This is a genomic window from Pseudomonas sp. PS01297, assembly GCF_029959305.1.
GTDB lineage: Bacteria > Pseudomonadota > Gammaproteobacteria > Pseudomonadales > Pseudomonadaceae > Aquipseudomonas > Aquipseudomonas helleri.
The window spans coordinates 1-6,874 of the sequence record NZ_JASCPQ010000157.1 but is presented as its reverse complement, the minus strand read 5'-3'; the positions used below and the strand labels follow the sequence as shown (position 1 = coordinate 6,874).

Below are 6,874 nucleotides of genomic sequence, written 5' to 3'. Positions count from 1 at the left end.
AGCTTGCCTCGCGATCTTTCAAAAGATCAAAAGATCGCGAGGCAAGCTCGCTCCTGCAGGCAACCTTGTGTATTTATTTTGCTGTGGTAGTGTCCAAGTTCGCCTCGTCGACACGAGGCTGGTCAAAACCCCGCCATGTCCTGGCGGGGTTTTGCTTTTCCGTGCAGAAAAAAGGAGTCTGCCAGGTCATGAGTACTTCACCCGCCATCACCCTCACACGCCTGGACGTACAACGTCTGGAGAAGCTGATCGACAGTCTGGATGACACGTTACCCGGTGTTATTGCGTTGCAGGCCGAGCTGGATCGTGCCGAAAATGTCGTCGGCCACGAAGAAGTGCCGGCCAATGTCGTGACCATGAATTCGCGCGTGCATTGCCGCGAACAAAGCAGCGGCAAAGATTATGACCTGACGCTGGTCTACCCAAAAGATGCCAACGCAGACGAAGGCAAAATTTCGATTCTGGCGCCGGTCGGCAGCGCGCTGCTGGGCTTGCAGACGGGCCAGCACATCGACTGGCCGGCACCCGGCGGCAAGACCCTCAAACTTGAATTGCTTGAAGTTAAATACCAGCCAGAAGCCGCAGGCGATTTCGAGCTTTAAACTGCCCCGATACACCAGATCCGCGGTAGCGCTCGGTTTTGCAGCGCTGCCCAAACGCCCTAGACCGTTATAACGGGCAACCTGATCGGGTGTTCATGCCGAGCCAGTTGGCTCAAAAAACGGTAGCTGTCATTCAACTCACGCGACAGCGCCAGGCGCTCACGACTGTCCGGCCCGGTCTTCCATTTCGAACGGTTGTCCAACTGCGCCAACTGCTGCTCATCCCAGCCCCATTCGTGGGTCAGGCGCTCCAGCAGGGCGCGCTGCCAGGGGGCACCCTGCGCCGGGGCATGGCCGGAGAGCTTGTGATTGACCTTAAGGTACAAGCTGCGGCGCACCAGCTCCAAGCGCTGAACATCGCCACGGACCTGCAAATAGCCCTCAATGCGCCGGTACACCATCACGTACGGATCCAGCTCATCGAGGTCCAGTTGATGGGCGTACACGGCGCGCTTGTAGCCCAGGCTCAGGCAACTCACCCGAGGGTGCTCGCTGGCATACACCTCAATCAACAGCAGTTTGAGCACCGATTTGTAGGGCGACTCGATGCCCTTGAACAACTGCTTCAACCCGGCCCCTAAAAACTCGGCCGCCGGGATGTGCGCCAAATGCCCGAGGTCGATCACCTCATCTGCCGGGATCAGGCGCTGAGCCTCAAGCGTCTGAATGAATTCGCCATAGCGCGCTTCTTCATACGTGGGCACCCACCACCACAACGGCGTGCGCCCGCCGAGCCAGATCGCCGTGCGATAAAACTCATCGAGCAACAACGAATGTTGCGCGTTTACAAAGTCATCCACGTCGCACTGCAGGGCACGCTCGCCTTGGGCAAAACGCGGGGCATCAATCAGAAAAAAGTGCGCTTCACTGCCCTGGCCCGCAGCCCATGTCTCGAGGCGGCGGCATTTTTTGCGCAAATTGGCCAACGCCTGGTCGTCCAAACCCGGCGCATGGCAGAGCCACACGTCCATATCGCTCTGGTCGGTCTGCGCCAACGTGCCCAGGCTGCCCATTAAGTACAGGCCGTGAATGGCCTGGGGCTGGCAGGGCTGTGGGCAATAGATAAAGTCCGCGGCTAACGCCTGCGCCGCCGTCAGGGTTGGCGCATCCGGGGCATAACCCGAGACACCGGCCGGCGTGCCGTCCGAGACATAGCCGGGCAGCAGCGGGTCGTTCACATGAAACAACAGGGCCAACAGATTGAGGATCGTTTGCTGAGCGGGCAACAGGCCTTCCATTGCGCGCTGCAGACGTCCTTTGTTGACCGCCAGAAACCGCTCACGCACTTGATGGAGAACCTGTCGATCGATTCCCTCACTCAGAGCGGGTCTTACTTCCAGGGGGCGCGTCATTGCACACTCAGACCGGCTCGCCAAACGAGAAAGAGGAGGGGAGGTGAGTTTACAGCCAGCAGCACAAAAGACTTAGGACGATTGTGTTTTTGACGTCAGATTTTTTACATATCTGAACATTAGACGGGAAACAGGGAATGCGCCCGCGGAATCAACAAAGGGGGAGATTCCGTGGGCAATGCGGGATGTCAGGCAATTTCTGCCAGTTTTTCGCCCAGCTTCGACTCTGAGGTAAGGATCAGCAGCAGCCCTTGGACATGCTCGGCGGCATCACGGCCCAGGCTGGTCAGGTAACCACCATCGGGTTGATTGATCAGGTCTTTGTCATACAAACGTTGTGCTGCCGCGATCCGTTGTGGATCGGCGGTCTGATGGATCTTCAGGCCCTCAAGCGTACTTTCCAGGTCAAACAGTGCAAGGACTTCCAGTTCGGCAACCAACTCAGGGGTAAACGACATAAAAACTCCAGACTATGCAGGAAAAGGCGACAACGGCTCTAAGGTGATCCCACTATCACCAACTGTCCAGTGACAGTTCCGACCTTATATAAGCAGCGTGTCGTGCCGGCCCCGCATTGACGCGCTTACGAGGCAATTGGAGTGTAGACCCTGCCCTCGATTACGCGCGCGAATAAAGCCTCCCTTCGGCTACCACGCTTTCAGTTATATAAACATTCTTAAATAGTATTTTTAAGAATAATCGCGCCTCACTACTATGACATCCACGCCAGCACCTCAGTCGGCAACCCATCTTTCCAGGAGCACACCATGAGCGCATCTCTGCGTAGCGTTGACGGTCAGGACGAAGCCACCATTCTGCGGGAAATCCAGAGCGCGCTACGGGACCTGCGCTTTGGTGCCGTCGAAATCACCGTGCACAACGCACAAGTGGTTCAGATCGAACGCAAAGAAAAATTCCGGTTACAGAACCCGAGCCAGAAAAGTAATTGAGCCAAACGCACTCATTGGAGTGCGTTCATAACAACTAGAAACGCTTTGGAGCCTCACCTATGTCCCTACGCCGTTACGCTCTGGCCGCGCTGGCCAGTGCCATTTTTGCTGGCTCCGCTGTAGCCAAAGACTACGAATTGCTCAACGTTTCTTACGATCCAACCCGTGAGCTGTACCAGGATTACAACGCTGAGTTTGTTAATTTCTGGAAAGCCAGCCACCCGGGCGACAACGTCAAAATCCAGCAGTCTCACGGTGGCTCGGGCAAACAGGCCCGTGGCGTGATCGACGGCTTGCGCGCAGACGTGGTGACCCTGGCATTGGCCGGCGACATCGATGAAATCGCCAAACTCAACAAAGGTTCGCTGCCAGCCGACTGGCAAACCCGCCTGCCGGACGCCAGCACTCCGTACACCTCGACCATCGTGTTCCTGGTGCGCAAGGGCAACCCTAAAGGCATCAAGGACTGGGACGACCTGGTCAAGAAAGACGTCTCAGTGATTACCCCGAACCCTAAAACCAGTGGCGGCGCGCGCTGGAACTTCCTCGCAGCCTACGCCTACGGCCTGAAAGCCAACGGTGGCGACGAAGCCAAAGCCAATGCCTACGTGCAAGAGCTGTTCAAACACGTACCGGTACTGGACACCGGCGCACGCGGCTCGACCATTACCTTCGTCAACAACGGTCAGGGTGACGTGTTGCTGGCGTGGGAAAACGAAGCGTTCCTGGCGCTGAAAGAAGACGGCGGTACAGACAAGTTCGAAATCGTCGTACCTTCGCTGTCGATTCTGGCCGAGCCACCGGTGGCTGTGGTCGACAAAAACGCCGAGAAAAAAGGCAACCTGGAGATCGCCAACGCGTACCTCAAACACTTGTACAGCCCGGCTGGCCAAGAGATCGCAGCCAAGAACTTCTACCGTCCGCGTGACGAAAAAGTAGCGGCCAAATACGCCGAGCAATTTCCGAAACTGGAGCTTGTCACTATCGACAAAGACTTCGGCGGCTGGAAAACTGCGCAGCCGAAATTTTTTAATGACGGTGGCGTGTTCGACCAGATCTACCAGGCGCAATAACCTGTGGGGCGGGGCTTTAAGCCACGCTGAAAGCTAGAACATAGAGCCCGCGACCCCGTTGCGGGCTTCGTGCGTTAACCAAGGACTCTTATGTCTCGTCGTATTTCCCCCGTCATACCCGGCTTCGGGCTGACGCTGGGCTACACCTTGGTGTACCTCAGCCTCATCGTGCTTATACCGTTGGCTGCCATGTTTGTGCATGCCGCGCAACTCACCTGGGAGCAGTTTTGGGCCATCATCACCGCGCCGCGGGTGTTGGCAGCGCTCAAGCTCAGTTTTGGCACCGCCTTTTTTGCCGCCTTGATCAACGGCGTCATCGGCACCGTTCTGGCCTGGGTGCTGGTGCGTTACACCTTCCCCGGGCGCAAGATCATCGATGCCATGATCGACCTGCCCTTTGCCCTGCCAACCGCAGTGGCCGGTATTGCACTGACCACGCTGTACGCGCCCCACGGCTGGATTGGCCAGTTCGCTTCGGACCTGGGCTTTAAAATCGCCTACACCCCGCTGGGTATTACCCTGGCCCTGACCTTTGTAACCCTGCCGTTTGTGGTGCGCACCGTGCAGCCGGTTCTGGCAGACATCCCGCGTGAAATCGAAGAAGCCGCCGCCTGCCTGGGCGCCAAGCCCCTGCAAGTGTTCCGCTACATCCTCATGCCGGCCCTGTTGCCGGCCTGGTTGACCGGTTTTGCGCTGGCCTTTGCCCGTGGCATCGGTGAGTACGGTTCGGTCATTTTCATCGCCGGTAACATGCCGATGAAAACCGAGATCCTGCCGCTGCTGATCATGGTCAAGCTCGACCAGTACGACTACACCGGCGCCACCGCCATCGGCGTGATGATGCTGGTGGTTTCCTTCGTGTTGCTGCTGCTGATCAACTTGATCCAGCGCCGCATCGAAACCCCATCCTGAAGGAGGCCAGCGTATGTCCAGTTCGTCCATAAACGCGGCTTCCGCCGCCAACGCTGCACGCCGTGGCAGCCCGCTTTCACGCCGGTTGCTGATCGCACTTGGCTGGTTGTTCTTTATCGGCTTCTTGCTGTTGCCACTGCTGATCGTGGTGTCTCAGGGCCTGAAGCTGGGCTTCGGTGCGTTCTTCGATGCGATCCTTGAGCCTGACGCCTTGTCGGCCCTCAAGCTGACCATCATCGCCGTCGTCATTTCAGTACCGCTCAACGTGGTGTTTGGCGTGAGTGCGGCCTGGTGCGTGAGCAAATACAGCTTTCGCGGCAAAAGTATCCTGGTCACCCTGATCGACCTGCCGTTTTCGGTATCACCGGTGATCGCCGGTCTGGTCTACGTGTTGATGTTCGGCGCACAGGGTTTCTTCGGCGAGTGGCTGCAAGACCACGACATTCAGATCATCTTTGCGTTACCGGGCATCGTGCTGGCAACCATCTTTGTGACGGTGCCCTTCGTGGCCCGTGAGCTGATCCCGCTGATGCAAGAGCAGGGCACTCAGGAAGAAGAAGCCGCACGCTTGCTGGGCGCCAATGGCTGGCAGATGTTCTGGCACGTCACTGTGCCCAACATCAAATGGGGCCTGATCTACGGCGTTGTACTGTGTACGGCGCGGGCGATGGGCGAATTTGGCGCGGTGTCGGTGGTTTCCGGGCACATTCGCGGGGTGACCAACACCCTGCCGCTGCACGTCGAGATCCTCTACAACGAATACAACCACGTCGCCGCCTTCGCTGTGGCCACCCTGTTGCTGATCCTGGCGCTCTTCATCCTGCTGCTCAAGCAGTGGAGCGAATCCCGTATTAACCGCCTGCGCGCCAGCGCCGCGGAGGAATAAACCATGTCGATCGAAGTCCGTAACGTCAGCAAGAACTTCAACGCCTTCAAAGCGCTGGACAGCATCAATCTGGACATCCACAGCGGCGAGCTGGTGGCATTGCTGGGCCCCTCGGGCTGCGGCAAAACCACCCTGTTGCGCATCATCGCGGGGCTTGAAACCCCGGACCAGGGCAGCATCGTCTTCCACGGCGAAGACGTCTCGGGTCATGACGTGCGTGATCGCAACGTCGGTTTCGTGTTCCAGCATTACGCGCTGTTCCGCCACATGACGGTATTCGACAACGTGGCCTTCGGCCTGCGCATGAAGCCCAAGGGCGAGCGCCCGAACGAAACCCGCATCGCTGAAAAAGTCCACGAGCTGCTGAACATGGTGCAGCTGGACTGGCTCTCTGACCGCTACCCGGAGCAACTGTCGGGTGGTCAGCGCCAGCGTATCGCCCTGGCCCGCGCCCTGGCGGTCGAACCTAAAGTGCTGCTGCTCGACGAACCGTTCGGCGCCCTCGACGCCAAGGTCCGTAAAGAACTGCGTCGCTGGCTTGCGCGCCTGCACGAAGACATCAACCTGACCTCGGTGTTCGTGACCCACGACCAGGAAGAAGCGATGGAAGTCGCGGACCGCATCGTGGTCATGAACAAAGGCGTGATCGAGCAGATCGGCTCACCGGGTGACGTCTACGAAAACCCGGCCAGCGACTTTGTTTATCACTTCCTGGGCGACTCCAACCGCCTGCATTTGGGCGAGGATAACCACGTCCTGTTCCGTCCGCACGAAGTGTCGTTGTCACGCCACGAACTCGAAGACCACCACGCAGCCCAAGTACGCGACATCCGCCCGCTGGGTGCGACCACCCGGGTGACGTTGAAGGTTGAGGGTCAAAGCGAGCTGATCGAAGTAGAAGTGGTCAAAGACCATGACAGCCTGACCGAACTGGCCCGCGGCGAGACGTTGTTCTTTAAGCCGAAGGTATGGCAGAAGGCTTAAAAACACCTGAGCCAAATCACCCTGTAGGAGCTGCCGCAGGCTGCGATCTTTTGATCTTTAAACGTCAAAAGATCGCAGCCTGCGGCGGCTCCTACAGTGCTTTTGAGCTCCCATC

7 protein-coding genes and 1 pseudogene are annotated in these 6,874 nt (G+C 58.1%); 6 read left to right on the top strand and 2 right to left on the bottom strand.

The window, feature by feature from the left end:
• Positions 1-188: 188 nt before the first annotated feature.
• Positions 189-602, top strand: coding sequence for a nucleoside diphosphate kinase regulator (gene rnk / locus QMX84_RS25360; protein ID WP_262126046.1), 414 nt, complete (start codon positions 189-191; stop codon positions 600-602).
• 92 nt (positions 603-694) lie between these two features.
• Here rnk and QMX84_RS25355 read toward each other — a convergent pair.
• A pseudogene (locus QMX84_RS25355) lies at positions 695-1,954 on the bottom strand (class I adenylate cyclase); the annotation flags it as partial.
• 188 nt (positions 1,955-2,142) lie between these two features.
• Entirely contained in the window at positions 2,143-2,412 is a 270-nt protein-coding gene (locus tag QMX84_RS25350; RefSeq protein ID WP_048372571.1) for a TIGR02647 family protein, read from the bottom strand.
• Between the two features lie 309 nt (positions 2,413-2,721).
• On the opposite strand from QMX84_RS25350, the gene oscA reads away from it, so the two are divergent.
• The 5 genes from oscA (at position 2,722) to QMX84_RS25325 (ending at position 6,759) form a co-directional block, all read left to right on the top strand.
• On the top strand, positions 2,722-2,904 hold the full coding sequence (oscA, locus tag QMX84_RS25345; protein ID WP_048372573.1) for a sulfur starvation response protein OscA: 183 nt from the start codon (positions 2,722-2,724) through the stop codon (positions 2,902-2,904).
• A gap of 59 nt (positions 2,905-2,963) precedes the next feature.
• Complete coding sequence (locus QMX84_RS25340) at positions 2,964-3,977, top strand: sulfate ABC transporter substrate-binding protein (RefSeq protein ID WP_262126045.1); 1,014 nt, start codon at positions 2,964-2,966, stop codon at positions 3,975-3,977.
• 90 nt (positions 3,978-4,067) lie between these two features.
• Positions 4,068-4,889, top strand: coding sequence for a sulfate ABC transporter permease subunit CysT (gene cysT, locus QMX84_RS25335; protein WP_048372576.1), 822 nt, complete (start codon positions 4,068-4,070; stop codon positions 4,887-4,889).
• A gap of 13 nt (positions 4,890-4,902) precedes the next feature.
• On the top strand, positions 4,903-5,775 hold the full coding sequence (cysW, locus tag QMX84_RS25330) for a sulfate ABC transporter permease subunit CysW (protein ID WP_123750649.1): 873 nt from the start codon (positions 4,903-4,905) through the stop codon (positions 5,773-5,775).
• 3 nt (positions 5,776-5,778) lie between these two features.
• Positions 5,779-6,759, top strand: a complete 981-nt coding sequence (locus QMX84_RS25325) for a sulfate ABC transporter ATP-binding protein (RefSeq protein WP_048372581.1) — start codon at positions 5,779-5,781, stop codon at positions 6,757-6,759.
• Positions 6,760-6,874: the final 115 nt, after the last annotated feature.